The organism is Dyadobacter sp. SG02 (genome assembly GCF_900109045.1).
Classification (GTDB): Bacteria; Bacteroidota; Bacteroidia; order Cytophagales; family Spirosomataceae; genus Dyadobacter.
The window spans coordinates 331,188-355,856 of record NZ_FNYL01000008.1; the positions used below are offsets into that span (position 1 = coordinate 331,188).

The following is a 24,669-nucleotide window of genomic DNA, read 5'->3' on the forward strand; positions in this document are numbered from 1 at the left end:
GTGTGTTTCCACGACCTTATCAAAACCAAAATTTGTCGTCGCCAGAAACGGAAAATACTGTACCCTACGTCCGTGAAGGTGATATTGTTTTGGTTATCCCCGAATACAACCAATTCTACACCGATTTGCTTTACGGGTATACAGAACTCGTTTCAATCCTTTTCGACGTGTATCCCGACGGCATTCAGCAGATCGATATTAAACAATGGTGGCATCTCATACCGTTTATGCCTTTCTACGCGGCTTCGAAGCTTAAACTATCCAAGCTGCCCGCTGCCACCGCAGAGGTAGGCGTGTACGACCGGAAGGCATTCAACAGCTACGGTGATGCGTATCTCCATTGGACAAAGCCCCCGGCTAAATTTAAGGCTGCAAAAGAAGTGCAGGCAGACAACCAGGTGAACCCGGAGGCGATGCAGCTACTCGTGGATTTTCAGCAATACGTCGAAGGTAAGAAAGCAACTATGATCCTTATGCCACCGGCTTACCAATCGACATCTTTCACAAACCAGAAGCCGATGATCGATAAGATTCAGCAGGCGATCCAAGAGAAAAACCTTCCACTGATCGCTGCTCCGGAACGCTACAAGTTGCCGGATTCAGTATTTTATGATTCCAATTACCATCTCATTCTGCCTGGGATCGAACGCCGCAGCAATTTGATGATCGAGGATCTAACTCGCGTTGCCGGGGCGTTGTGAAAACCTCCTCACGCTGGTGGTCTCTGATGTCCGCCGCATTCCTATCATCGATATGCACGTGAAATACACCGCGCTACTGGTCGATAGGGCCTAACTCAAAATTTTCGAGGATGAATTCTGGTAATAGGAACTGAATGATTGGCAGGAGATCCACGCTCCACAACTTTTTTTTCGGACTGGTCCACTTTTTGATTTGAGCCGTGGTATCAAAAAAAGCAGTCACAAACCTGAGTTCATAACTGCTTGAATTCAGTACCCGCAACCGAACAAATGTCGAACCAAATTCTGATCGATTTACAGAATTTATCAGATATAATTATCTAAACATGAAATTATTATTTGTTTGATAAATTTATTATTGTGTGGTCGTCCCGATTAAACTTCTCGTAGGCGAGGTCATGACACAGGAAGTGTAGCAGCTCTCCGAAGTTATTATATTGTGGCTTTTTATGGGCATCTTCGTGGCGCCTCTTCGGAACACCAGGAATATAGCTACAGACATTGGAGCGGTTTTGTGTGCGACCAAAGAGTCAGATGTGAGAACCTTCGTTTAAAAATGAGGTTGTCTGAGGTTATAATTTAAATACAAATATTACACGGGTTACTAGGCTAAAACCGTGATCTAGGGAGACATTCTTATCGTCTCTGCAGCTCGTTCAAAAGTGAATTAACCGTTTATTTCTGGATCAATCATTTCAGCAAGAATGGCTTCAAGCTGATCGTCCGAAAAAGAGACATTTCCTGACAATTACAAACAGTCCGCGATGTAAGGTAATTCAATTTGCTCTAATTTTTCGTCAAGGTGAAGTATGCTAGGTGATTGACACTCAGATTTGCCTATAATCTAATGAGTATCTTCAATTATATTGATATTTAACCTAGTTCCAATCCTAGAAAAATTGGTTTTATGTGATTTAATTTCTTTTCCTATTGGGTCAATAAGCTGGCTATGTAGCCTTAAGTAAAAAGATTCTATAACGTCCAGTCACAAAGTCATGCTGGGTGAGCCGTCATTAAGGCCACCAAGCTGACGGTTTAGCTTATCTTCAGGATGCTTGGAGACGGTGTGACGTATTCTTATGTCGCTTACTTGTATCCCGGCCTGAGCGCTGAAGCTATACTTGCAGTAATATAGTATGTGGCAGATTTGGCGCCAACGAGAAGGATGTAAAAGTTGCTCGATGATTTGCTACATATTTTCTCAATTCATTTGTAACAACTACGAGTGAAACGGTCGGTACTGGTAGAAGAGATATTTCTTTTGATGGCGGCGATTAGCTTTGTTGCTGGCTAATAATGGGTGGCTCGATTAGTAGAGCCCTAAGCACTAAGTTAAGGATCTTGGCAACGATCGTACAAAAAATTAAAAAAAATATCGCCCAAAAACTTGTATTGCCAAATAGCAGAATGTCATCGATTAAACGGGAAGAACAGCTAATTAACGTTACCATAAATAAGAAGCCAAAATATCCGACTTTTGAAGCATCTAATTTTGTATACAGATGCCTCAAATATCCCACCAATAAGCCTATGATAAGAGCATAGACAAAACCGCCCCATAAACCGAAGAAATGGTAGGCAAGGTAATTATATCTACCGTTGGCTCCTGATGTGCGGCTGCCTGAGTAAAATGCGAAAACATCAACTCCAACAGGTTCGGGAGGAACGATTTCGAAACCAAGATTTTTCAAGATTGTTCCCCAACCTGGATAAAATGCGTACTTGAAAAATGAAGATTCTTGTATGCTAGCGAATACATCATCATAGTACCCAAGAAGGAATATATCGCCACTTGCCATCAATCGCAGCCCCACCTGTTGTAAAGCACTTGATGCATTGGCTCCAACTGAAACCATAACGACTCCTATCGGAAATGCTGCTAGTACTAACAGTAACGGCCATGGGATATTAATTTTCTTTATCTGACCATGGAGCATTAGTGGATAGATAGTCAGAAAATAGAGTGCAAAAAATGTAAATATCCCTGATTTTGAGCCTGTTGTGGCCAAATCAAATAGCAACACTAAGCAGATGATAATCTCTAATGCGTTTAAACGTTGTTTTAAAACCAAGGTCTTATAATATATAGTCAGTATGACCAATGTTCGAAACGAAACTAGGAATGCTCGAATTATTCCATGACCGCCGTATGCAGACACGTGATTGTTTTCGGTATCTAGCAAAACAATTCCAACGGTCTTTAAATTTATAGCTTCAACAATCACATATGCTACGCAAACAATGAAGACAAATAAGTCAAATTCGGTTATCCCCTTTCCATTTTTCAGAAGGTTATTCCGTTGTTTTCCTATGCGAAACGCGGGAATAAAGGATCCAGTTAGTAACCCGACGAAAAGTGAAATTTCAGTGCCAACGAATGACATTCCATAGACTGGCTTTAGCTTGTCGTCAGCATAGAGAAAGTATACACAAAATGCGCTTGCTGCAAGATTTAAAGTTGTGAGGAACATAGGGTCGAATATTCCCCAGTACACCTTCCTGTAAATCAGTAAATATACGCAGACTATGATGGCATAGATAGTGCCATATCTAAGCCAGTTATCTAGAATCGAAGAAACGAAAAACTCAGTTGCCACTCGTAGTTTTTTTTGGTAAGCTCGCTTGCTAAACTCAGTACATCGGGCGAAGTTACTAAACATTAAGAAAATCGCACTACTTGCGCAATTTTTGGGAGTGACGGAGGGGTGCACTGAGTGCGGGCTATATTCGATTTTGAGGCTTAATGGACAAGCGCATCCGTCTTTCCAACTCACGCCTGATGAGGAGCCTTTGTACATATTACTTGGGCCTGACCCGACAACCGATTTTTTTGAGTGCGGTTCTTCTGCGGAAGCGGCTATGCTTGATTGGGATAATAATTTAAATGACTTCGTTCAGTCCACGATCCGGACGCTGCTCCCTTGCAGGGTATGTGTTAGCTACCGTGACCGCTTGGCCCAACAATATCGGATAGGCGATCATATCGACTGGAATTCGGGAATGTTTTGCCCATGATGGTCAATCCTAAGGCCACTAAGAATGACCTCCCTCCGTCAAACGAGACAGCTGATAATTAGAGATTTTCGGTAGCAAAAACAGGTCAAAATTGTAATTTGTCACTATGAAAAAGTCTAAATTCACCGAGGTGCAGATTGCGTATGCCCTTAGGCAATCTGAGGCCGGAACGCGGGTCGAAGACATCTGTCGTCAAATGGGCGTCTCTCAGGCAATATTTTTGCCTGGAAAAAGAAGTTTGGTGGGCTGGGGGTTACTGAGCTCCGAAAATTGCGCCAGTTGGAGGAAGAAAACGCCCAATTGAAGAAGATGGTAGCGGAGCGGGCCGCCGCGGCTGGGCTTATACAAGCAGATGCTACAAGATGTCATTAAAAAAAGTTGTGAAACTGCCGTACAAAAAGGAAATGGCAATTGGCTTATTTCGAATTATCGCGTCTCAATTCAACGAGCGTGCCGGTGCGCGAAGTTGGTTCGGGCGATGTATTATTATAAACACCACCGGCGGGACGACGCGTTGCTGGCAATGCGGATGAAGGAAATCGCCAATACCAGGGTTCGATATGGATTCCAGCGAATTTTTGTGCTGTTGAAAGAGAAGGATTCAGTGACAATCACAAGCGAGTTTATCGTGTTTATAAGGCCTGTGAGCTGAATTTGCGAACAAAGAGACTAAGAAGGAGCCGGAGCGCTGAGCACCGATTGGAACGATTGGACACCCAAGGAATAAATAAGGTGTGGAGCGGACGCCGCGCGGTGTGGATTTCGTGCAAGATGCGCTCTTCAACGGCGAACGGTTTAGGGTATTAACTGTAGTCGATAATTGCAGCAAAATTTGCCATGGGCTGCTGCCTGGCAAATCCTTGAAAGGAGTTGATGTTGCGGCTGAACTGACCAGGATTTGCTTGGCTGAAGGCTGTCGTCCAGAACGAATTCAATGTGACAATGGTAGTGAATTTATCTCGAAGGAAATGGATTTATGGGCATATTCAAATGGTGTGACGCTCGACTTTTCCAGGCCCGGAAAACCTACTGATAATCCATACGTTGAATCATTTAATGGAAAATTCCGAGATGAATGCCTTTCCGTCAATTGATTCTTATCGCTGGGCGACGCCCAGGAAAAAATTGAAGACTTTCGATTGGAATACAATCACTTCAGACCTTACAGTGCACTGAACGATTTAACTCCGAAAGAATTTGTTAATTTACATCAAGGAACACCGGAAACTTTACTTTCAACCGTCTGAATACCTGGGAGGACGTCAATGCCAAAGAATCGATTAGCTACCTATTCTCCATAATTGGAATTAGTTATTTATAGGATAGAGGTTAAGAGCAGTTATTTGCACGGTATTATACATGGGCTCTAGCCATAAATACCAACATTTGTCGATACATTTCTACAAACCGGGTTGCGTCGGACTCAGAAAATAAATCTTTATTGCATTTGAAAAAATTAATTTATACGCTTGTGTTCAACGTGAAATCTATTCGCGTCTTAACTGTTCAATTTACGTCAACATTTAACCGGATTTGCAATGGAAGAATTTGTTAGCTATTTTACAGATAAAATCCTCTCTGATCGCCAGAATATTTGGAGCAATAATATTGGAACCACCGTAGGAACAGCATTTCCTCCGGCGAGTTCATTTGCCGCAAACACGCTAACTATTAATCAAGGATACAACGGTGCAAATGCTATCTTAAAACGAAGTTTCGTCACATCAATTTTTACCAACAGCAATACTGGCGATAAAATTTGGTTAAGACTATTGCTTACAGAATCAAAGGTTGGTCTTGTTAACGACATTTTAACTATTTCTTTAAAGAGGGCAGGAGTAGATGTGACCCCTTTACCAAACGAGATCACTCTTAGGTCATATTCTGAAAACCCGTTGTGGCTAGAAATGATACTTCCATATACATTGCAATCTGCAAGCGATAACCTAGAAATTACGTTAACTGTCAAATCGACTGCCCCAGTTCAGAGTTCAAGCCAAACTATTTCCTGGCAAACGCTTAATCTTTTCAATCGGACAGATGGTTATACAAATGCGATAGATATTGTAGATTCTGCAACTCGAAAATCAGAATATGTCTACACTTTTTTTGAGAGGGCTGCAACAATTTCAAAAGCCCCGATTAACTCGGGCGCAGACAGCAGCGCAAGAATTCAAAGTGAGATAAACAATGCCATTGCTACGAGCGGAGAGATTATCTTTCCACAAAAAGGAGCTATCCTGGTTAAGACACCGCTATCAATCAGTGGGGGGCTTTTCATGAAAGGCCGGGGCACCATCTTCAAGGTAGATATTCCCGGTTCGGGCCAAGAGTTATTCACGGTAAGCACCCCAGAGAGAATTATTTGCGAGGATTTCACGATATACCGAGAGAACGGAAGTGTTATGCCCACTAGCTTTAAGTTTACCGTCTCTAATAAAGATAGTATTTTTAGACGGATTACATTTGAAAACATTCCGGAAACTCTCTATCTGGATTATGTTGATGGGCTGGTTCTTGATAGTTGCACTTTCGTTGCTGGACAGAATTCCATAAAAATTGGGTACACCAACCCCTCCAGTGTCAAAAACGTTACAATTCAGAATTGCAAATTTATCGGCGTAAATATTGCTTGTATTTGGGCAAAGTCGTCAAGTAATTTAAATATATATAATAACCGCTTCGCGGTTGGGTCGGTCGCTCCTGAGCGAAACATTGTTGTTATACCAGAAAGTGGTGATAATCAGAATCTTCGAATTATAGGAAATGTATCTGACGCTTTTATTAAATATTCGATTAGGGTTGGAACAGACTTAACAGCAACTCTCAAGAATGTCCTTATCTCTGACAACTGTTTAGTCGATAATTCGGGAACGACTGATTGTTTGCCGATTGCTGTGACTGGAAAAAATCCTGCTCCAAGTAGCCCTCCATTTAGTATTGACGGAATTGTAATTAAAGATAATCAGATACGAAACAGGGCTATTGGTATTTATGTCAAGGATATAAGTAATTTGAATTTGAATGGCAATAGCGTGATCGGACAGGTTGGTTTAGCTACTACAAGGGGACTTTATGCAGAGAATTGTGTGACTCCGAGAATAATTGATCTCAATTTACTTTCTGGGCAAATTTTGACCAACATCATCACTCCGTAGTTCAAGACCTTAATTCTGAATTTTCACTAATCTGTGTTTTAACCACGAGCGAAATGGCCATCGAAATAATTACAACATCGTCGGTAACACCCGATGATTACCTGCTACATAAAGATACAGCAATATATCCTGCCTTTATGGACGGTCTTGAATATGAGAGCTGGGGATCAGGGACGTCCATTAGTTCATCGAAAACCAATTATTTTCAGTTTAAGGCAACTGGAGCCAGCAATATAACTTGGTCTTCCGGTGTATTGCCGCCTGGTTTTCAACTGAGTCCACAGGGTCGGCTCTCGGGTACTCCATTGGAAGAGGGTACCTTTACCTTTTCTGTTACAGCGGAGTCTGGGAGTGAATCGGATACCCGAACGTTGTCGATGAAAATTTACCCCGAACGCTCCCGATGGCTGCGGGATGCGCGGTTAGGCGTCACTGTCCATTGGGGGAGATTTACAGATCCAGCCATTAAAAACAGCCCATATTATGATCCTGGACCAAATGGAGGGACTGGAACAACAGATTTTCAGGCCCGAGCATTAACAACAATGAATGCATCCTCCTGGGCAACACAGTTTTGCAAATGGGGGGCAAAGTTTATAGAATTTTCCGGCATTTGGCAAGATAGCTATCGAAACTGGAATTCTACAACCGAGACAAGGTATGAGATGCACTCGACGCGAGATTTTGTTGGTGAAATTGTAAACGCATTCCATGCAGAAGGATTGAAGGTAATGTCTTATTATTCGCCTGATTTCCAAAATCTACCCGACTATGAACATACCAGTGATGCGGACAAATATTCCCACGCGTGGGGAGGGATGAACAATGGGCTTGTAAAGGAACTGGTTTTGAAGGGGATTGATGGTCTCTGGGTGGATATTGGTGGGGCGTCTAGTGTATATGAGAACGAGGATCAGATAAATCCAAAGTGGTTCTATTGGGATTATCTGATTCCCACCATGCGGTACAACAACCCATTCTTTATTTTTGGTGTCAATCCCGGTGTTTTTAAGGGCGGAACACAAGTGGAGTTCCCGTACTCCGACTTCGTAATTTATGAAAGTGTTGCTGCCGACTCAACAAGCGCAACGTTACTGGAAAAGGCAGTCCCGGTATTATCGAAGAAAAAAATGGCGATCTACGTATCAAATATGCTCAGCAAACACTTTGCGTGGGGAGCAAATATGGGAATGGCGCCGATTAAAGATATAAACGGCACAATTGAAAACCTGAAATTGAATTGGGAAGCCGGAGCTACCGTATCCGTTGCATTGCCCGTGCAAACAAACGGCGTACTGGTACATCCGCACTTTGAACCAATAATGACCCAAATTGGTCTGGCTACCAAAGACAAAGGATCTAGTGCAGATCCTACAATATCTTACGTGGGGAATACTGTAAATATTGCAGCCCCCACATTAAGTAGGGTGTTTTTTACTCTTGACGGAACTGAACCAACCTTGAACAGCAACATATATGTTGGACCTTTAACAGTTGCCCGCAATACAAAATTGAAGATTCGAACGCTTGAACAGGCTAAATATATTGGCTATGTAAAAGAGTTAAGCATCGAAACTTTCTCACCAACGGGACCTAATTTAAAGCTGTTCAACTTGAACGACTCTGACCTTAATTACGTCCAGACAAAAAAGAATTATCGGGGAATGAAAGTTACGATAGGTAATGCGCCGGTAATTATAAAGGCAGTAGGCCGCAAAGCGGTAGGTGCGAGTATTCAGAGATCGATTATCATTCGAAGATTTTTTGATCAATATCCGGTCTATTCAGGTATGATGGATGGATCAGAACTGATCGAGGATGGTTACAAATTTAAGAATATAACAGAAATTCGGTTGGAACGTGGGATGAGTTACGTCATATGTATTCAGGAAGACGGTGCTGGCGATGACAATGACACTGGCCCGTTTGAACCATATGCCTCAAACGATTTTGCAAGTATACCTTTCACGCAACATATTCGTATTGTGGAACCGTTCAAACTTAGTGCCCTTGGAGATTTCTTTCCTATACCTACTGACAATAAAGGACAAATTCTGAACTTGAAATATGAAGTAGTAAAATTGGAGAGAAGCTCCAACCTTGCGCTAGGTAAACCTGCGAAATTTCTAAGCAATTCTTCGGGAGGAGAGCTAGGAGCTTCCGCTGAGAAATACTTTGCAATTAATGCTACCGATGGGAATAAAGATTCTGTTGCCAAAGCAGGAGGTGAATATCCATACACGCTTCAAATAGATCTTTTGATGCCTCACAAAATTGATCGGATCACCTTAGACTTTACAACAGAGAATTTTGCAACAGAATTTCAAGTATACGCTTCGTTGAATAATAGTGGTGGGCCTAATGAACTTATTTCATCAATAAGTAACAACACAGCGAGGACGTTCGAGTTTAAGTTTAATTCTATTCTGGCACGATATGTGTTTGTTAAGGCAACTCAACCTAGTGTTGAAGGGCAAACTGGTGGCCAGATGGCAGTTTCTGCAATTGGTGTATTTTGCGACCAAGGCTCCAATAGAAACAGTTGACTACTAGCCTAAAAATAAGTTCCTAAAATAACCGCTACGTCGACTTTTCGTAACGGTTATTTTTTTGTGTTAAAAGGCTGTGCCTTAATTTCCGGCAATACACGCGCGATGTCTTCAATCATCAACTTACTCCTGCGCTCAATTCCGGGTAATAGCAAATGGTAGTTGGTGTCAAAGAATACGGAATCCGGCAGTTTATAACGTTCCGGCGCCGCAATCAACGGAAGGTGTTTCTCTTCAACTGCCTCATGAATTTTGTCAATCACCGGTTTCTGGTTTGCAAAGGATGCCGATTGGTAAGCGGGGGGCATGAGAAACATCGTCGCTTTTTTACCTTCTACATATTGCTGAAAATCCACCAACAACTGCACGGCTTCGGGATTTACGTGATCTTCTTCCTTCGCCTTTTGCGCGGCTTTAAATTTAATACCAGCCTTTGTCCAATGCACATAGGCATCGCCGTAAGCGTTGAATGCCTTCCTGTCATATACACCTACTGTGCCGGTAGCGCCAGGCTCTTTCGAAATTTTGAATTTCGTGGCCGCATAGAAAGGGATAAAACGCAACAAGTGACACCATTGTTTGGTATCGATCTGGCGCATTCCCTCAGGGTACACATCGAAAAGTACCGAAACGAGCTCCATGTTGCCGTAAAACGAATCGGTGTAGTACTGGCTGTATTCGGGGATCACCACCAGAATGTCGCCTTGGCGAATGTAGGGTTTGATGTCGGTAAGATAGAATTTCATGCCTAAGCTGGCGTGCAGGCCGGCATTGATCACCGGAATTTGTAGCGCATCCTGGATGCGCTTGCTATCCAACCCATAGGCAACATTGGAGCCGCCAATGATGATGATCCGCTGGCTACCGGAAGCGGAGACGGCCGTTTTCCGCAGATTATCATGCTTGTCAAGCAATGCGCCGAGCATGTTGTGCTTTGCGGCCGGATTAGGGAAAATAAAAAGGGCAACGGCCAGGAGCAGAGTTACGAGGCCAGCAAAAATTGTCGTGCGTGTGACAAATCGCTTCATTGTCAGAACTGAAAGTAAATGAATTCCTGATCCTGTTTATAGCTGGCAAGGCATAGTATCAGTAAGAAAAGGTATATGCCCCAACGGATAGACGGGTATTTGACCCGCACTGTTTCAAAAGGATGATTGCTGGCGCGTTCCAGCCATTCGATCGTTAACATTGATGCCATAAAGAGCATTAATGTGTGGTAACCACTGTGCAGCGGCACTGAGAAAAATGATTTGCTGGCGATGCCTTGTAGGTATTCCCAGGCTTTGGTAATGTTTTCGGCCCGGAAAAGTATCCAGCCTATGGTAACGAGCGTGAATGTCAACGCCATTTGAAATGCCTCCTTTATCGACGGCAGTAGGCGATTGGTGGCCACAGGGCCTACATTTTTACGATTTTTGTCAAATATCAGCAAGGGAAGGAACAGGAGACCATGGTACACTCCCCAGGCAATAAACGTCCAGTTGGCACCGTGCCAGAATCCGCTGACAGTGAAGATGATCATCGTGTTGCGGATCGTTTTTAGTTTGCCAAAACGACTTCCACCGAGCGGGTAATATAGGTAATCCTTGAACCACGAGGAGAGCGAAATGTGCCAGCGGCGCCAGAATTCCGCAATATCGCGAGAAAAGTATGGGAAGTTAAAGTTCTTCAGCAATTCAAATCCGAAAAGCCGGGCCGTACCCAGCGCAATATCGGAATAGCCCGAGAAATCGCCGTAAATCTGGAATGCGAAAAATACAGCACCTAGGGCCAGCGTACTGCCGCTATAACCGCCCGGATCGCTGAAAATGGGAGTTGCGTAGGCGGCACAGCCATCGGCGATCACCACCTTCTTGAAAAAGCCCCACAGCATTTGGCGAAGGCCATCCACGGCTTTGGAATATTCGAATGTACGCGGGCGCTCAATTTGCGGGAGCAGGTGCGTAGCACGTTCGATCGGGCCAGCGACGAGTAATGGAAAAAAGCTCACAAACAGTGCATAGTCGATGAAATTGCTGGTGGGCGTTATTTTTCTGTTATAGATATCAAACACATAAGAAAGTCCATGGAATGTGTAGAAGGATATCCCGATGGGTAAAATAATGTTCAATGTGCTGGAATAGGCCTGCAAACCGTTTAACGAAAGGAATTCGGCGAAAGATTCAACAAAAAAGCCGAAGTACTTGAAATAGGCGAGAAATCCTAGGTTAATCGTCACACTCGCGACCAGCCAGCGTTTGCGGGCACCCTCCGATCTTGCATTGTGAATCCGTAACCCGCTATAAAAATCAAGCAGTGTCGAAAAACATAGCAGGCCCAGGAAACGCCAGTCCCAGCAGCCGTAAAAGTAGTAGCTGGCAATTAGCACCAAGATGTTCTGATACTTTACATCTTTCCGGGGCAACAGCCAATACAGTATAAAAACGATGGGGAGAAATACTGCAAATTCGATCGAATTAAATAACATATAGAAAGTTCATTTCAACGCCCCCGTGTGAAACAATAGCGTGTTAAAGGTTGGGCAAAGTAACAATATTACCGCCAATTAGCGCGTGTCGCAGGCTAATTTTAATGCACCGGTAATCTTTTGGCACGTTATTTCTAACCATATTTGCCAAAACAACCTTGCTGCTATGAAAAGAATTTCAGAACAGGTTTTTGGTATCTTGTTTCTATTTTTATCGATCCTGTTGTCCGGCTTTGGCCAGAATTCGGGGCTCAGGATCACCACTACATCTTCTGGCGAATACCAGAAAAATCCGAAAACATCTATCTATCCCGCTTTTGTGGATAATATTATTTACCAATCCTGGACAGAAGCCGGGCCATCACCATTCTTTCAGCTCACAGCCGAAGGTGGCACGCCGCCCTACACCTGGGCACTGACCGGCGGTGCATTGCCTAACGGGCTTAAGTTGAATAAAAACGGCAAAATCCAGGGTATGCCTTCAAAGGAGGGTAACTATCAATTTACCGCCAAAGTAACTGATTCAAAAGGTTCCTCGGTCAGCAAACCGCTCAATTTCGAAGCAGCTCCCTACCGTTCTAAATGGTTCTCCGACGCCAAATTTGGCATATACATTACCTGGGGTGCATATAGCGCCCCTAGTCTCAAAGGCAAGGATGGGATCGCGCAGTTTGAAAAAAGAATTACAAAGTTCAACGCTGACGAATGGGCTCAGACGGTCGTAGACCTGGGAGGAAAAGTGTTGACAGCCAACGTTAAAGCTGGCGACGGCGTACGGCTCTGGCCCTCTACAACGCCCAGCAAGTTGGAGCTCAAGACAAAACGTAATATTGTAAAAGAACTCGTGGAGGCCTGCCATAAGAAAAACATTCGCTTCATCGCTTATATCGCGCCGGACAATGGCTGGAACAAGGACGTTATCGACACCTCTCCCGATGGGACATATGGCACGCTTAACCTGGGCCTTATCCGTGAATTGATAGCGATGGGAGTTGATGGTTTTTGGGTAGATATGACTTCCGCTACCGAATTGTACCAGGGGTTCGATTATAACTGGTTCCCGTGGAGCAAGATGATTCCGATCATGCGCACGAACAATCCGAAGGTTATTTTTGCCAACAATACTGGCTTGGGCTTCGGAGGGACGGTCCTCCAATATCCAAATACGGACGTAATCGTGTATGAAGGCGGCACCTCGCCGCATGAGACTGCATTGGAGGTCGCCAAACCGGCAACAGTAAGAAAAAAACTGGCTATCGAAGTAGATAATCTGCTGGACAACTCATGGTCGTGGAGGGAAGACCCGAAACAGCGGTCGCCCAAACCAGTGGATATGATGATTAACAATATCAAAAAGAACTGGGAGGCAGGCGCAACTTACATGCTTAGCTATCCAGTAACTGCGGATGGCGAGATCATGCCCGATTTGTATAAGGACAGGCTCCTGCAAATAGCCGCCTTTGTAAGGAAAAACCAGGGATGGAGCCGTACGCCGCAAGCATCTCTTTCGGATACCGTCGATTACCGTGGCGCCCAGAAACTATCACTCACGGCATCGGCCCGCTCGAAAATCTATTATACCATCGACGGCAGTCGCCCTACCACGACTAGTAAGCTGTACAAGAGCCCCATTTTGATCAGCAAAACGTGTCGCGTACAGGCCGTGGCGTGGGAACCCGGAATGCCTGTCAGCAAAGTATTCGACAAGACATTTACCGTGCTCGATGGCACAAAACTCGCTGCCGCCAAAGCAAATCCCGCACCGCCCGCTGCACACTCGGCAGCTCGATCGGCCGCAGTAGAAGTGGCGACCGTGGGCAAAACTGAGCCTAAGGGCTTTTACCGTGGCATGCGCATCACGGTGGGGAGCGTCCCGATCCGTGTTACCGAAGTGGGGCGCAAGCAGGTGGCGGGAAATAGCGAGCGGCATACGATCATCATCAAAAGGTTTGTCGACGATTACCCGTTGCTGACGGCGTCACTGAATACCGCCGTCCTACCGGTAGGCTCGGATGGTTACCAATATGCCGCTATTCCGCCGATCACACTGGAGGCAGGCAAATCGTACGTGATCGGATTCCGTGAAGACAATGTTGACAAGTATTTCCCGGACGATTTTAAGAGCGTTGCTGCGACCGATGATTACAGAGTGATCGGTTACAATATTCTCAGCCCGCAGGGGGCGAAGTTTCCTGTCGTGGACGACAAAATCGGGCAGTTGGTAGGACTTAAATACGAAAAGGTCGGTGCTGACGCCGCTAATACCAATCTGGCGCTCGGCAAACACGCTTCGCTGCGTGCCAACAACGACCAGGGCCTCGGCCCAGCCAACCAGATTTACTTTGCGGAGAACGGAATCGATGGAGACCCGAATACCAGGGCACAGGCAGGCGGTCAATACCCATGGACATTTTTAGTGGACCTGATTAAAGTGGAAAAGGGCATCAAGGAAGCCAAGATCACATTTGGCAAGACTGCGTTTTCGACAGAGTTTGTGTTAATGGCCTCGCCCGACAACAAGAATTGGACCACGCTCGCTCAGAAATCGGATAACTCAGACCTGAACATCGACTTGAAATTCAACCCAATTGACGCCCGCTATTTCAAACTCCGTTCGCTGAAACCTGAGAAAAGCGGGGACAGAGGAGGGTCGATGGGCGTGCTCGAATTTGAGTTGTACAGGTAGTGTGGAGCTTCATATGAATCTTTTAGTAGACTTATAAGTATTTTATTGATTGACAGGTCTTTAAGTTGTGTTTGCTTGGATTGCTCACATAACTTATACTCCCATGGCACGTCGTAAAACCTCTGCCCTTGCCGCAATTTTCTTGTTGGTGGTTATACTTTCGTGTACAGACCATTCGAACCCCGACACTGGCAACCCAGGCCAAGCTTGTACGCGGGAGAATGGCAGTGCAAGGTTCTATAATTGTGAATTTGAAATCGTTAAGATAGATTTCATGCGGCAAAGTTCGAATGACGCATCTTTCGCTACAATTACGCCTTCCAGCCATGATATAGTACTTCCGAGAAGTCTGGCCTACTTGTACCAACCATCCAGTGGAGGAGGGGCAGAGATTCTTTATAAAATCAGACTTCATATAAAACGCATTGCCGAACCCGCATTCCCGACACCGGGAGGGTACTGGATTAGCGACAGCCGTCCGTTCGGGGGCACCGCAGACTGAAATACTCCCTGTTCGCTGGACAGCGTACGAATGAAATTAAGTTTAATTAGGATGCTTTTGCATTGATCTGGAAAAACAATTCGTCAGGAATGTACCCGGTCCCCGTGTGTTTGCGCCGACGGTCGTAAAATTCTACATATGCTTTTACTCCTCGATACAGATCCATTCCACCATTTGGAGGATTTAAATAGATGTACTCTTGTTTGAGCGACCTCCAAAATCTTTCGATAAAAACATTGTCCAGGGCCCGTCCTTTTCCGTCCATTGAGATTTGTATCCCTTTCTCTAAGAGCGGCTTGATAAAGCCCTGACTTGTGAATTGACTCTCCTGGTCGGTGTTGAATATTTCGGGCTTCCCATCAGTACGTGTAGCATCCGAAAGTGTTTCCCTACACCACTCCATACTCATCGTATTAGATATACTCCATCCCACAATCCGACGACTGTAAACATCGATGATAGCGAACATGTACATAAAGCCTCTGAACATTGGGATATACGAGATATCCGCTTGCCAAACCTGGTTGGGCCGCTCGATTTTCAAGCCCCTCAGCAGGTAAGGATATTTGTAGTCAGTTGGGCTGGCCTTGCTCAGATTACGTTTGGGATAGATAGTCTTCAAATTCATAATCTTGTAAAGTCTTCTTACCCGCTTCACACCAACATGATATCCCAGTCCGATCAGGTAATCACGCATGCGTTCTACCCCGTAAAACGGGCAGTCTAGGAATTGGCGATCAATGGCCTTCATTAATCGCTGGTTTAACAGAGACTGACCTCTTGGTTTAAAATAATAGCTACTGCGCTGTAAACCAATTAATTTGCACTGTGCCGAAACGCTTAGCTCGGGGTACTCAGGGGAAACAAGTCCGCGTTTCTCCATAACACTCATTTCCCCAAGACCTTTTTTAAAAAATCGACTTGGACTTGAAGTTCACCGATCTTGGAATACAATTCCTTCTCCTTTGTGTTTTCGGATTCATTACTAGTGGCGGGTGCTTCTTTGCTGAAAACTAATTGAGCCTTTTCCAGAAATTCTCGCTTCCAGGCCGCTATCTGTGTTGGATGAATCTGGTATTTGGAGGCCAACTCCTGCACGGTCTGATCCTCTTTAATCGCTTCGATAGCCACTTTGGCCTTGAAGCTTGCACTGAATTTTCTGCGTTCCTTTTTCATAGTCAGCTACTAATTTAGAAATTTAAGCAGCTGTCCAGATTTTTGGGAGTATTATAGTAAGGGATTGCCGTACTCAATTACTGCACTTGTTCTTGGAATCTTATATTACGTATACATGAGCGCGTATGTGGATTACCAGCGGATCGAGGACTTCGTTTCGGCTTACAAAAATGCAACGGACTATGTGGCCTTGATCCGCGAAGGTGAGACGGAAATGTCAGGTGGCATCAAGTATCTGATTCTTTCGCCGTCGAAACGCGGCAAATATGTATTCGGCAAGTCTTACAAATTCGACTCGCGACGAAAATTGGTCAAAGTGCCTTTGCAGAGGAAAAATTGATCCAAAAACGGTGCAACAAAGTCTAAATGCGCTCCCAAAGGAGCATTAATAGTTGTTTAGAGTCAGAAAGTGCTCCAAAGAGTCAAAAAGTAATCCAGAAAAATCATTTAAAGGAAAAATTGAGCCATAAGAGGTCAGGAAAGATCCTGCGCGGTGATTTCCTCCACAGCCAGCTATCGCCGGTACGTCGCAAAAAGCGACTCCCCGGCGGGAGCTGGCCATGGGAAAACCCCTGGACCCCTGCTATTCGCCTTCCGGCTCATAGCTAATCAAAAAAGACACATAGAAAATCAGAAACAAAAAGGCAGACCGCCCAAAGAAAAGGGTACTGCCAAAAGGGAACACTTTTCAGTATGGGTGAGCGCCGATCAGAAAAGACAGATTAAAGAGCTCATAGAGAAAAGCGGGCTTTCAGCCAGTCAATATTTCTTGACCTTGGCGCTCGATGTGCCTTTTACGAGACCACAAAAAAGGGCGCTGCCCAAGGCAACTGCCGAGATGGTCAGGGTGCTCCAACAACTTTCCGGCGTTTTATCACTCGCAGTTCTAAAAACCAAGGGACACCAGATGCTTACAGACCAGTGGCAGCACAGTAGCCTGCCGGTTAGGCTGCTCGCCGATCTTATCGCGCTTTGGGTGTTTGAAAGCTTTGAGATCCGTAGCATGAAGAAAGCATTCGAAGAACTGCTTAATTGGTCAAATGAGCTCAGCTCTTACCTTTCTCAAATGCTACCTGAAACCGAAGGCAAACATCAGCTGCTGCTAAGATGCAGTGCGACCGGTCGACTGATCGGCGATTTGCAGCAAAAATATGAGGCCTACTATGCGCAGCCACTTGAAGAGCTAACGCCGCTCTGGAAATCGGGTGAAACCGATGCACTTTCCGTCCACGCGGAGATTGAAAAAGCTTTAAGTGCAACCATGAAAAAGATGAAGCTATGATTGGAAAAGCAAGCCTTGGCAGCTACGCCAAAGGGCTGATCGAATATTGCCATTACGACAAGCATGTCTCCGCAAAGATGCGGCAAAGCCTGGATAAGCAGGATGTCCGAGGGGAATTAGTTTACATCCAGAACCTGGGTATAAAAATGCAGGCAGACGGGAAGTTAGACCTGGACTATTTGATCAACCAGTTTAACAGTAATCATATGCAGAATACGAACCTGAAAAAATTCATGTGGCACCAGTCATTTAGCTTCGCACCAGGCGAAAAGCCTGGCAACGAAACGATCGTCGAGATCTCTACGGAATTTGCAAGGGAATTTGGGTTTGAACAGAATCAGATGCTGGTTTTCAAACATGAGGATAGCACCAATTTGCATTTTCATATCGTTGCCAACCGCATTAATTCGAATGGTAAAAACACCTCAAAGCATTTTCATAACTACGCCAGAACGGGCGAATTCTGCCGAAGAATGGAACAACGGCTTGAATTAATCCAGGCACCGGAAATGAGGATCAATAAGCGGCAGGGGCTTGAAAATGTCCTGACCGACAAGCAGCATCTGAAGCTCAAATCATCTATTGACCACCTTTTAAATACGGCAGCATCGATCGAGGAGCTCAAAGCGAAATTGTTAACCCAAGGGTACAAGACTTATATTGGGAGGGGAATTGCATTCTATCATATGCGCAAGAATATCAAGATTAAGGGCTCTGACTTAGGCCGGAGCTATTCGCTTGCCTGGATTGAAAAACGGCTGGCTCAAAACATCGGAACACGGGTTAAAGATCAGTTGCAGCAGAAGCAAAAAAGGCAGAAAAAACGGGGCCTGGGTATTTAAATGCCAGTTTCTAGGGAGAATGACTTATTTTAGCCGCAAATAACCCATAACACCATGAAACTGAAAGCTATCAAATTCTTTTCCCCAGAGGAAAACGTTCCCAAAGTCAAGACCACTCCAAAAGCAGCGCCGCTTCCGACCGGTTACATTTCTAATTCGGGCAAGCTTGTTTTTCCGGCTGCAGCGCTTGGCGACTTAGTAATTGATCAAGAGTCTGCCAATTTTAAAATCGGTATACCGGAAGGAAAGCGAAAAATCAAATCGGTATACCTTATTCCGGCTTCAAATTCGGATCAGACATTTTCGTTCGAGAAAAGCGGCCGGGGGCACGTAATTCCGCTTGCTACTATATTGAAAAAAGGTGGAGTTGATTTCGAAAGCCAAAAGCTGGTTTTCAAAATATCGACTTTTGATTTCGATCAGGCTACCAAAGGTTATGAGCTGGCTATTGAGACAGAAGCACCAAAGCCAGTATACACTGGCAAGCCCCGTGGCAGAAAAGCCAAAGCTGGGACTGACTCGGAATAAATCCAGTCACCTGCGAGCAGCTATTTGCTTACAGGCGGCTGATTTCACGATAGATTCGTTAACTTTTAGCCCAAAAGGTTCCGGCATCTCTTATCTTGACGATCATGCAACAGCCAACAACACTTGAAAATCCTGATTTTGGCCCCAAATGGTTATGGGATTTGGACTATGAGAAGATAGACTGGCAGGCATCCTATAAAACGGTTATCGCGCGGATCATCGAGCGCGGTAAGCAGCCGCAATGGCAAGAATTGGTCCGTTTCTAAGGGCTTCGAAAAGTCGTTGACACCCTTAAAAACGAAATTGTCTTTTTGCCGGATTATGCCATTGAAGAGGCCTGCACATACTTTCCTATTAAAAAAGAGGAAATGCTATGCTACACGAAGAAACAGTCGAGGCCAGCACACTGGCTTTGATCCGTCAGCTATTGGCCGATGAAAAACTTGCGGATTTTTATCTTGTCGGTGGAACAGCACTGTTCTTAAAGTTAGGCCACAGGATTTCGATCGATATTGACCTTTTCATCGGTAAAGATTTTGACTCCGCTTTCGTATGTGAACACCTTAAAGCCATGTATAGATTGACTAACGAAAAACGGTCAAGAATGTCGTCTTCGGATTTATCGACGACGTCAAGGTAGATTTCATCAGTCATCAATATCCACTGGTTAAACCTATCGAGCTGACGAGTGGGACCAGAATGCTTTCCCTGGAAGATTCGGTGCAATGAAGCTTTCGGCAATCCTACAAAACGGAAGCCGAATCAAAGATTTTATCGATGTCTATTCTCTTTTGGAAAAGTTACCATTGGGGTTGCTAATAAAGGCCTATACTGATAAATATCCTCAGGCCTTTTCACAGATTGCTAAGGCAAGCCTACTGTATCATCAGGACATCGATTTTTCGGTACCCGTCAAACTAATAGATACAGAATTTGATTGGAATGAGACAAGTATGCGCCTAAGCCAGACTGTTCACAGACCGTGGATTACATTTGACGATGAACAGCCCGAACAATCGCTGAAACGGGGAAAGCGGCCAAGGCTGTGAGCATATCAGACAACCAATTCAGAGGTTTACGGTTGATCATTCTTTGCTTTAAGCAAGTCGACCTTTTCGCGTTCGCTTTGTAATAGCCGTTCGTATAATTCAATAACTTTATCCAGCGGGTTGAAATTACAGACATTATAAGAGCCGATGGGGCCTTGGTTTATACTGTGGTCGCTGAAGTTGTTGAAATAGTTAAACACAGCTTCTTCGCTGAAATTTTTTATTCCTTCTGGCGTAACCCCAAGAATTTTGGCAATCTGATCTAGCAACTCTTCATCAACTGTCTCGCTCTGTTCGATTTTGGATATAGTCTGCTGGCTGACCTTCAGCTCGTAGGCAAGGCTTTCCTGCTTAAGACCGCGAAGTTCACGTATGCGACCGATCTTGTGACCGATGTGATTTGGCTTTGTTGCTGTGCTCATGGTTACAAATAAAGGAAATATCTACGCGAAGGTCAACAGACGGAAGGAAGTGTTTTACCAATGATCTATGGTAGTATACAACTTGTCGTGGTTCGATACGCGGATTGGCAGCTTCTCTTTTGTCTAAAAAAGAGAAGGCAATCGAGGCTGTAAACTTAATAACAAACGAGAATCAGGGTTCGAGCGAGCAAAGGCCTGCCGACGCCCGTGAGTTGATCGCAGAATTCTTTCACGCGACTGACTTGGATTTCATACGCGTCGAACTGTGGCAATTCCTGAAAGCAGTGACCACAGAAAAACCCTTTTCATTTTTAGGCGATCCATCGACGGTACTTTGTCTGCAAAGACATTTACAAAACATCATTAAGGCATGTAGGCTGCTATTAGATGCTGCCGAAGATGGCGGGACTGATCTGCATGCGGGCGATTTTCAGCCTTTCAGTCATGCGCAAATTCAGGCCGATCGACAGTATATGCGGGATATTAGGGAGCTCAACGACCGGCATGGCGGAATGATCCGTAGGTTGTCGCTCGCCGAAACCGAGCAGCCTCTTCTGGCGATCAAGCGCGTTTTTAATACTTATAGCTATGACCGATGGCAAGAGATTCTGGAAGACTGGGTGGAATACGGATTAAGCAAAGTGAGTATCTGTGAAGCTACCGGCGAATGTGTTGAAATCATCCAGTACGAGTTATTGGAATCGCTTCTCGAAGCCGTTTACCTGATTTCAAGAAGCGATCAAGGAATTCCATTTCAAAAACGTCGGCTTGGGAAGCTGGCGGGTAACAAGGCAACTATAGAACTGCTAATAGGAGCACTCGACCCACTTCTGATATTTGAGGTCAAGCATCCCGCGCCTGAGTCAACGGAGCAAAAGCCGTACAGGGACCTGCTGATTGTGTTTGCCGATGATAATCAAAAGCCGTTCAAAGAGCATCAGCCCATCGTTGAGCTATTCAGTGCCGGTGATGAAAAGCTCTGCTGCTCGGTTCACAAATTGTCGGACATTCACCAGGCGCTTACCAGTGGGCAAGTATATTTCTCTTTGGCCTGTACCACTGAAAACCTGGTGTACCAACGGAGTATTACGCCATTACCCAAAATGCTCCCCGAAGCCCTCAGCCAATTGATCGACAAATCAAAGCGCGCGTTTGCAACCGGAATGGGCAAAGCCAGAAAGTTCTTTGACGGAGCAGCGTATTACCAACAAGTAAGTGAGTATGCGCTATCGATGTTTATGCTGCAACAAGCTGCTGAAACTACATTTCGTAGCACTGCAATTGCGCTCTACGGAAGCGAGCGGCGCACCCATTCCATCAGATCACTCAAAAGGTTTAATCATAGACTAACACCCCAACTGAATGACATCTTTCCTGGTGGTTCTCCGGATGAGGAAAAGCTTTTGCACCTTTTGGAAGACGCATATCTCGAAGCCAGATACAGTCCGGACTATCAGATCAGCGAACAAGAAGTTCATTCAATTTCTTCCCGGGTGTTACGCTTGCTAGAATTAGCCGAAGCGGTTTTCGAAGATCGAATAGCTGCAATTAGAGTTTAGTGGGAGAGGTGACTACATGCCTTTTTTAAGTTGCTCGGATTGCTGAAAAGAATCATGAAAAGATGCGTTCAGTGCAAACGAAAGTTACAAAGTAAAAAATGACGGTTACAAGCCTGCACTTCGTCATCCGGCTTTTTAGCTGAACCCGCGTTAGCCAGCCGCACCTTAAACCGCCGGACGGGCTTGCAACCAAGGGGGCGAGCCCCGTCATTTTTTCATTGAGTGGAAGGCAGCGATTGCTCTGAGCACGAAGCCAGGGCCTTAGCTACTAAAATGCCTTTCAATCATGAGAAATCTCGAAAATGCTCCAAAAATCTATGTTGGAACCTATGGTCAGTATAACAGCGGATCGCTGTTCGGAAAATGGTTTGACCTGACCGAATATGCTGATCTCAAAGAGTTCCTGCAAGACTGCCACGAGTTTCATCGTAATGAGTTTGATCCTGAGCTGATGTTCCAAGATTGGGAGAACATCCCGGATTTTTTGATATCGGAATGCAGCCTTCACAAAGAAGCGTTCGCCTACTTTGAGGCTACCGGTGAAATGGATGATGAGACTGCCGAAGCATTCGAAATTTACTGTAAACAGATTAACTATTGGCCATCTAATGGGTACGAGCTAGAAGATCAACTTGAAGTTTTCCGGGAAAGCTACCGTGGATTCTTTGGTGGATCGATGAAAGATCCAGAGCTTGAGTATGCTTACCAATATATCGAGGAGACCGGCTTGTTGTCAGGTGTTCCAGCGGCCCTCGAACGTTATTTCAATTACGAAGCCTTCGCAAAAGACCTGTTCTTGGATGGCTACAGCGAATATGAAGGCCACGTATTCGCCGACTATTAAGGCTCTTTCAAACGGCTTGAATTTTTTCAGGCCTTTTTCTTTCTCTCTCATTTTAAAAAAACATTCTTTACATTCTCTCTGGAACGATAAGAACCAGTTCCTGACCAACCATCGCTAGCTTCCCGATTAGACAAATAAACAGGGAGAGCGGTATGGAGCAGAGTGGTAAGAGAGAGATTCCCTTGTGGAAGGTAATACAGCTGTATAAAGAGGAAGGCCTGGAAATTACAGCGGAGCAGGCGGCCTCAATCTTGGAATTTTTGAAAAGAATGGCTAAAATAGCTGTAGGCCAGGTTCTTAGGCGGAAAGGTTAGGTGCTAAACCGTCTCGGAATGTAATCATAACAATGTCCATCGACACTGAAAGCAATGAAAACAGCGGATCTCTATGTGCGGGTCAGTACCGACGAGCAAGCAGACAAAGGATATTCCCAAAGAGGGCAAGAGGAAGTGCTAAGGAAATACTGTGAAATCAACCGGATAGATGTCAGAAAGGTCATTTATGAAGACCACTCGGCTAAGACCTTCGATCGCCCGCAATGGTCAGCTCTATTAGCAGAGTTGAAAAAATCAAAAGGTAAAACCGACTTGGTGCTTTTTACGAAGTGGGACCGTTTCAGCCGAAATGCCGGTGATGCTTACCAGATGATCAACATCCTGCGGAAAGTGGGTGTCGAGCCGCAGGCGATCGAACAGCCGCTGGATCTATCGGTCCCTGAAAATAAGATGATGCTGGCTTTTTACCTGGCTGCCCCCGAGGTAGAGAATGATCGCAGGGCTTTGAACACGTTCCATGGGATGCGACGGGCGAGAAAGGAGGGGAGGTATATGGGAGTGGCACCAGTTGGCTATGTGAACAAGATCACTGAAAACGGGAAAAAATACATAGCGATCCGCGAACCATATGCTGGACTGATGAAATGGGCATTTGAGGAGGTAGCCAAAGGAATATATTCTGTGGAAGAGATCAGAAGGCAGGCGCACCGCCAAGGTCTCAAATGCAGTAAAACGTGTTTCTGGCGCGCGTTGGAGAACCCGGTTTACTTTGGCAAGATCGAAGTGAAGGGCTATAAAGATGAAGAATACCGCCTGGTAGATGGTCAGCACCAGGCGCTGATCTCAGAAACGTTATTTTATGATGTGCAGGACGCAATCGACGGAAAACGTAAAAGGCACAGGCCGAACGTGAAAAAGCTGTCCAATGAAATGTTCCCGCTCCGGGGCTTTTTAGGGTGCCCCAAATGCAGCCGTATGCTGACCGCCAGTGCGTCGAAAGGCCGCAGCGGGCGTTACCACTACTACCATTGTGTTGCATCCTGTGGATGCCGTTATCCAGCCGAGGCCGTTAATGACGCCTTTGTTAGCGAATTGCAAAAGTTCACACCGAGAAAAGCGACAGCTGAAATATTCCGCCAACTGGTAACCAATGAATTTTCAGATCAAACTAAAACGTCTCAAAACGAGAAGCGGCAACTACTCGATCAAATCGATAACCTCAATAGTAAGCTAGGCAAAGCCAGAGAACTCTTGCTCAGCTCAGACATAGATCCCAAAGATTACAAAACGATCAAAACCGAGATTGAAGACAAATTGTCGAGACTGGAAGCAAGGTTAGCCGAATTGACAAACAATACTGGCTGTATTCAGGATCTTGACAAGATGATCGAAAAGGCGCTTACAGCGCTTTTCAGACTTGATAAGACCTACCTTGGAGCCGACATCAAATTGAAGCGGGAGATCATTGGTTCGATATTCCCCGAAAAGCTCGTATTTTCAGAAAATGGTTATCGAACCGGGAGAATCAATGAAGTGGCTTCGTTTATCTATCAGATAAACAGCGATTTAGCTAAAGTAAAAAACGGAACTACCGACGAAGATTCGTCAAAGTTC

At 45.0% G+C, this 24,669-nt stretch carries 18 protein-coding genes and 2 pseudogenes; 14 read left to right on the forward strand and 6 right to left on the reverse strand.

The features are described from left to right. Nucleotides 1-32: 32 nt before the first annotated feature. Nucleotides 33-701: a hypothetical protein gene (locus tag BMW93_RS20565; RefSeq protein ID WP_090380647.1), complete on the forward strand. Its 669-nt coding sequence runs from the start codon at nucleotides 33-35 to the stop codon at nucleotides 699-701. A gap of 1,274 nt (nucleotides 702-1,975) precedes the next feature. On the opposite strand, the gene BMW93_RS20575 is transcribed toward BMW93_RS20565, so the two are convergent. Then, the gene (locus tag BMW93_RS20575) at nucleotides 1,976-3,172 is read right to left on the reverse strand and encodes a hypothetical protein (protein ID WP_143061687.1); all 1,197 of its coding nucleotides are present in this window, start codon (nucleotides 3,170-3,172) and stop codon (nucleotides 1,976-1,978) included. Between the two features lie 650 nt (nucleotides 3,173-3,822). Between BMW93_RS20575 and BMW93_RS20580 the strand changes: the two are divergent. From BMW93_RS20580 to BMW93_RS20590, 3 genes and pseudogenes are all read left to right on the forward strand, one after another. Continuing rightward, nucleotides 3,823-4,963: pseudogene (locus BMW93_RS20580) on the forward strand (IS3 family transposase). 291 nt (nucleotides 4,964-5,254) lie between these two features. After that, nucleotides 5,255-6,874: a right-handed parallel beta-helix repeat-containing protein gene (locus BMW93_RS20585; protein ID WP_090380656.1), complete on the forward strand. Its 1,620-nt coding sequence runs from the start codon at nucleotides 5,255-5,257 to the stop codon at nucleotides 6,872-6,874. A gap of 53 nt (nucleotides 6,875-6,927) precedes the next feature. Further along, nucleotides 6,928-9,420, forward strand: coding sequence for an alpha-L-fucosidase (locus tag BMW93_RS20590; protein ID WP_090380659.1), 2,493 nt, complete (start codon nucleotides 6,928-6,930; stop codon nucleotides 9,418-9,420). Between the two features lie 56 nt (nucleotides 9,421-9,476). On the opposite strand, the gene BMW93_RS20595 is transcribed toward BMW93_RS20590, so the two are convergent. Together BMW93_RS20595 and BMW93_RS20600 are read right to left on the reverse strand one after the other, a co-directional pair. Continuing rightward, nucleotides 9,477-10,451: a hypothetical protein gene (locus BMW93_RS20595; protein ID WP_090380663.1), complete on the reverse strand. Its 975-nt coding sequence runs from the start codon at nucleotides 10,449-10,451 to the stop codon at nucleotides 9,477-9,479. 2 nt (nucleotides 10,452-10,453) lie between these two features. Beyond that, nucleotides 10,454-11,890 carry an MBOAT family protein gene (locus BMW93_RS20600; protein WP_090380665.1) on the reverse strand — a complete coding sequence of 479 codons (1,437 nt, stop codon included), beginning with the start codon at nucleotides 11,888-11,890 and terminating at the stop codon, nucleotides 10,454-10,456. A gap of 166 nt (nucleotides 11,891-12,056) precedes the next feature. Here BMW93_RS20600 and BMW93_RS20605 point away from each other — a divergent pair, with 166 nt between their 5' ends. After that, nucleotides 12,057-14,576 carry an alpha-L-fucosidase gene (locus BMW93_RS20605; protein ID WP_090380668.1) on the forward strand — a complete coding sequence of 840 codons (2,520 nt, stop codon included), beginning with the start codon at nucleotides 12,057-12,059 and terminating at the stop codon, nucleotides 14,574-14,576. Between the two features lie 548 nt (nucleotides 14,577-15,124). Here the strand turns inward: BMW93_RS20605 and BMW93_RS20610 are convergent. After that, the gene (locus BMW93_RS20610; RefSeq protein ID WP_090380671.1) at nucleotides 15,125-15,970 is read right to left on the reverse strand and encodes an IS3 family transposase; all 846 of its coding nucleotides are present in this window, start codon (nucleotides 15,968-15,970) and stop codon (nucleotides 15,125-15,127) included. Then, nucleotides 15,967-16,254 carry a transposase gene (locus BMW93_RS20615; RefSeq protein WP_090380675.1) on the reverse strand — a complete coding sequence of 96 codons (288 nt, stop codon included), beginning with the start codon at nucleotides 16,252-16,254 and terminating at the stop codon, nucleotides 15,967-15,969. The genes BMW93_RS20610 and BMW93_RS20615 overlap by 4 nt, the downstream gene beginning before the upstream one ends. 115 nt (nucleotides 16,255-16,369) lie before the next feature. Here BMW93_RS20615 and BMW93_RS20620 point away from each other — a divergent pair, with 115 nt between their 5' ends. The 6 genes from BMW93_RS20620 (at nucleotide 16,370) to BMW93_RS20645 (ending at nucleotide 19,546) form a co-directional block, all read left to right on the forward strand. After that, nucleotides 16,370-16,594, forward strand: coding sequence for a hypothetical protein (locus tag BMW93_RS20620; RefSeq protein ID WP_090380677.1), 225 nt, complete (start codon nucleotides 16,370-16,372; stop codon nucleotides 16,592-16,594). 153 nt (nucleotides 16,595-16,747) lie between these two features. Continuing rightward, on the forward strand, nucleotides 16,748-17,536 hold the full coding sequence (locus BMW93_RS20625; RefSeq protein ID WP_229240617.1) for a plasmid mobilization protein: 789 nt from the start codon (nucleotides 16,748-16,750) through the stop codon (nucleotides 17,534-17,536). Continuing rightward, complete coding sequence (locus tag BMW93_RS20630) at nucleotides 17,533-18,378, forward strand: relaxase/mobilization nuclease domain-containing protein (RefSeq protein WP_090380681.1); 846 nt, start codon at nucleotides 17,533-17,535, stop codon at nucleotides 18,376-18,378. Before BMW93_RS20625 ends, BMW93_RS20630 begins: the two co-directional genes overlap by 4 nt. Before the next feature lie 54 nt (nucleotides 18,379-18,432). Continuing rightward, the gene (locus tag BMW93_RS20635; protein WP_090380684.1) at nucleotides 18,433-18,906 is read left to right on the forward strand and encodes a hypothetical protein; all 474 of its coding nucleotides are present in this window, start codon (nucleotides 18,433-18,435) and stop codon (nucleotides 18,904-18,906) included. Nucleotides 18,907-19,010: 104 nt separating this feature from the next. Next, the gene (locus tag BMW93_RS35715) at nucleotides 19,011-19,172 is read left to right on the forward strand and encodes a DUF6922 domain-containing protein (protein WP_218147715.1); all 162 of its coding nucleotides are present in this window, start codon (nucleotides 19,011-19,013) and stop codon (nucleotides 19,170-19,172) included. Nucleotides 19,173-19,279: 107 nt separating this feature from the next. Beyond that, nucleotides 19,280-19,546 (forward strand): nucleotidyl transferase AbiEii/AbiGii toxin family protein, encoded by a 267-nt coding sequence (locus BMW93_RS20645; RefSeq protein WP_090380687.1) that lies wholly within the window; start codon nucleotides 19,280-19,282, stop codon nucleotides 19,544-19,546. 435 nt (nucleotides 19,547-19,981) lie between these two features. Here the strand turns inward: BMW93_RS20645 and BMW93_RS20655 are convergent, their stop codons facing one another. Further along, complete coding sequence (locus BMW93_RS20655) at nucleotides 19,982-20,377, reverse strand: helix-turn-helix domain-containing protein (protein WP_090380693.1); 396 nt, start codon at nucleotides 20,375-20,377, stop codon at nucleotides 19,982-19,984. Nucleotides 20,378-20,481: 104 nt separating this feature from the next. On the opposite strand from BMW93_RS20655, the gene BMW93_RS35870 reads away from it, so the two are divergent. The 3 genes and pseudogenes from BMW93_RS35870 to BMW93_RS35875 form a co-directional block, all read left to right on the forward strand. Further along, entirely contained in the window at nucleotides 20,482-21,936 is a 1,455-nt protein-coding gene (locus BMW93_RS35870) for a HEPN domain-containing protein (protein WP_229240619.1), read from the forward strand. Nucleotides 21,937-22,222: 286 nt separating this feature from the next. Continuing rightward, nucleotides 22,223-22,780: an antirestriction protein ArdA gene (locus BMW93_RS20665; protein WP_090380695.1), complete on the forward strand. Its 558-nt coding sequence runs from the start codon at nucleotides 22,223-22,225 to the stop codon at nucleotides 22,778-22,780. Nucleotides 22,781-23,148: 368 nt separating this feature from the next. Further along, a pseudogene (locus tag BMW93_RS35875) lies at nucleotides 23,149-23,880 on the forward strand (recombinase family protein); the annotation flags it as partial. Nucleotides 23,881-24,669 lie beyond the last annotated feature (789 nt).

Coding starts and splice junctions, on each gene's coding strand:
- BMW93_RS20610 (WP_090380671.1), bottom strand. CDS start 15,970: ATGAGTGTTATGGAGAAACGCGGACTTGTTTCCCCTGAGTACCCCGAG.
- BMW93_RS20635 (WP_090380684.1), top strand. CDS start 18,433: ATGAAACTGAAAGCTATCAAATTCTTTTCCCCAGAGGAAAACGTTCCC.
- BMW93_RS20585 (WP_090380656.1), top strand. CDS start 5,255: ATGGAAGAATTTGTTAGCTATTTTACAGATAAAATCCTCTCTGATCGC.
- BMW93_RS20595 (WP_090380663.1), bottom strand. CDS start 10,451: ATGAAGCGATTTGTCACACGCACGACAATTTTTGCTGGCCTCGTAACT.
- BMW93_RS35715 (WP_218147715.1), top strand. CDS start 19,011: ATGCAACAGCCAACAACACTTGAAAATCCTGATTTTGGCCCCAAATGG.
- BMW93_RS20645 (WP_090380687.1), top strand. CDS start 19,280: ATGCTACACGAAGAAACAGTCGAGGCCAGCACACTGGCTTTGATCCGT.
- BMW93_RS20590 (WP_090380659.1), top strand. CDS start 6,928: ATGGCCATCGAAATAATTACAACATCGTCGGTAACACCCGATGATTAC.
- BMW93_RS20665 (WP_090380695.1), top strand. CDS start 22,223: ATGAGAAATCTCGAAAATGCTCCAAAAATCTATGTTGGAACCTATGGT.
- BMW93_RS20575 (WP_143061687.1), bottom strand. CDS start 3,172: ATGTTCCTCACAACTTTAAATCTTGCAGCAAGCGCATTTTGTGTATAC.
- BMW93_RS20605 (WP_090380668.1), top strand. CDS start 12,057: ATGAAAAGAATTTCAGAACAGGTTTTTGGTATCTTGTTTCTATTTTTA.
- BMW93_RS20600 (WP_090380665.1), bottom strand. CDS start 11,890: ATGTTATTTAATTCGATCGAATTTGCAGTATTTCTCCCCATCGTTTTT.
- BMW93_RS20630 (WP_090380681.1), top strand. CDS start 17,533: ATGATTGGAAAAGCAAGCCTTGGCAGCTACGCCAAAGGGCTGATCGAA.
- BMW93_RS20620 (WP_090380677.1), top strand. CDS start 16,370: ATGAGCGCGTATGTGGATTACCAGCGGATCGAGGACTTCGTTTCGGCT.
- BMW93_RS20615 (WP_090380675.1), bottom strand. CDS start 16,254: ATGAAAAAGGAACGCAGAAAATTCAGTGCAAGCTTCAAGGCCAAAGTG.
- BMW93_RS20655 (WP_090380693.1), bottom strand. CDS start 20,377: ATGAGCACAGCAACAAAGCCAAATCACATCGGTCACAAGATCGGTCGC.